The organism is Thiobacillus denitrificans (genome assembly GCF_001530125.1).
Classification (GTDB): Bacteria; Pseudomonadota; Gammaproteobacteria; order Burkholderiales; family Thiobacillaceae; genus Thiobacillus; species Thiobacillus denitrificans_C.
Window position 1 is genome coordinate 1 of record NZ_LDUG01000071.1, and the last position, 1826, is coordinate 1826.

Sequence of the window (1826 nt, forward strand, 5' to 3'; positions counted from 1 at the left end):
TTGGTGTGCGTTCATACTGTTTTTAACAAGCTGGGATGGATGGTTTGGGCAATCGCCCACAGACCGGCCCAAGTCGCCTCCGAGCCTATCCGCTGCGCGGGTACGCCCCGCAGGGCCAATGCGTTTTGGTAGCGCTGAGTCAATGCCGCGGAACCGATGATGACCACGTGGGTATTGGCCTGCAATGTCTGGGCACGCAATTCTTCGCCAATGACCAGGCCCGACAGATAGCTGGGCAGCGCGGCGGCCGGCAGGCGATCGAACAGCGACAGGGTGCGCGTGCTGAAGGCGGTGTGCAGCAGGCTGTTGCCGCGCAGCGCCAGTGTCACGCCCTGGTCGAAAGCTTCGCTGTCGAATGCGCCATCGCTGGCGGGCAAGGTGCGCGACAAAATGGAGTGCTGGCGCAGCAGCGCGAAGAACTCGCCCGTCATGAAGGTGGCAAACGACTGGATACGACCGGCTTGCACCCGCACCCATTTGCTGTGCGTACCGGGCAGCACCAGCAGGGCGTCTTGAAGGCCGAGCAGCTGCAGGGCGCCGAAGACCTGGGTTTCTTCGCCCCGCATGACGTCAGGAAGACCATCGTGTTCGCAGACTAGCCCCGGCACGATGGCCACGCGACCCGGTTTCACCCATGCCAGGTTGGCGGCGACTTCTTCGAACCCGGCCGGACAGGTGCAATAGGGTGCTTCCAGCCAGCCCTGCTTGCTGCCGACCATGCCAGACATCAGGCATAAAGCATCAGGCCTTTGCATCCAGTCGCCAAAGCAGCTCTCAAACGCCGGGGCAAATTCACCGGGCGCCACCGTCAGGATGCCCCGGGCAAAAGACCGCTCTTCCACGGCCTGGCCCCGGGCGTCGAGCCAGGCACCACGCAGCGATGAGGTGCCCCAGTCGACCGCCAGCAAGGTGCGAACGTTCATGCTGTCCCTTTGTCGCCGGATGGCCGATTCATGCCCGTTTGGTCCCGCTCAGCGGTTCAGGCCCCGCAGAGCGTCTGCCGGATAGGTGGGCTGCCGGCAATCCTCGATGTACTGCTCGATGATGGCCTTGAACGATGCATCCGGACGCAAGCCCAGCGCCAGCGCGCGATCGGCGGTCGCGCCCCGGGCCCAGTTGGCGACGATGCCGGCGATGCGGTCGTCGCGTTCGAAACGCACCCGCTGGCGAACCTGGGGGCCGGCCACTTCCTCCAGGGCCTGCAGCATGTCGCCCACGTGCACATTGAGCCCCGGCAGATTCAGCGCCAGGCGACCGCCCATGGCTTCCCGGCTGGCCTCGAACACGGTCAGCAGCCCCTGCACGGTGTTGGATGGGGATGACACGGGGTGCATGACATCGGGATCGACCGGGCAGGTGGTTTCGACGCCCGCCAGAGGCTCGCGGATGATGCCGCTGAAAAACGACGACGCGGCGCCATTGGGCTTGCCCGGGCGCACGGTGACGGTCATCAGGCGCGCGGACCGGCCATCGATGAAGCCCTTGCGCGTGTAGTCGGCAATCAGGTGCTCGCACATCAGCTTGTGCGTGCCGTACGAGGTTTGTGGCGACGGCAAGGTGTTGTCGGTCACCAGGTCGGGCAGCGGGTTGGCGGCGTCCGGCCCGAACACCGCGACCGAACTGGCGAACACCAGGCGGGGGGTATTGCCGGCCTTGCGCAGGCCATCCAGCAGGGCACGGGTGCTGTCGAGGTTGGAATGCAGGCCCAGGTCAAAGTCCAGTTCGCATTCGCCCGAGACGGCCGAGGCCAGGTGGAACACAGCGTCGAAACCGCTCGCAAACAGTTCGGCTTGATTCAGCAGGGGCCCGGTGTGTACCCGCACCCG

Annotated in this window: 2 protein-coding genes; both read right to left on the bottom strand. The window is 65.4% G+C overall.

From position 1 onward, the window contains the following. Window positions 1-11: 11 nt before the first annotated feature. The gene (locus ABW22_RS16400; RefSeq protein WP_059759433.1) at window positions 12-923 is read right to left on the bottom strand and encodes a 2-dehydro-3-deoxygalactonokinase; all 912 of its coding nucleotides are present in this window, start codon (window positions 921-923) and stop codon (window positions 12-14) included. Between the two features lie 48 nt (window positions 924-971). Then, window positions 972-1826, bottom strand: an 855-nt coding sequence (locus ABW22_RS16405) for an NAD-dependent epimerase/dehydratase family protein (RefSeq protein WP_059759437.1), incomplete at its 5' end; no start/stop codon positions are given.

What these genes read in the sequence shown, in the direction of transcription:
- ABW22_RS16400 (WP_059759433.1), bottom strand. Translation starts at nt 923, where the DNA reads ATGAACGTTCGCACCTTGCTGGCGGTCGACTGGGGCACCTCATCGCTG.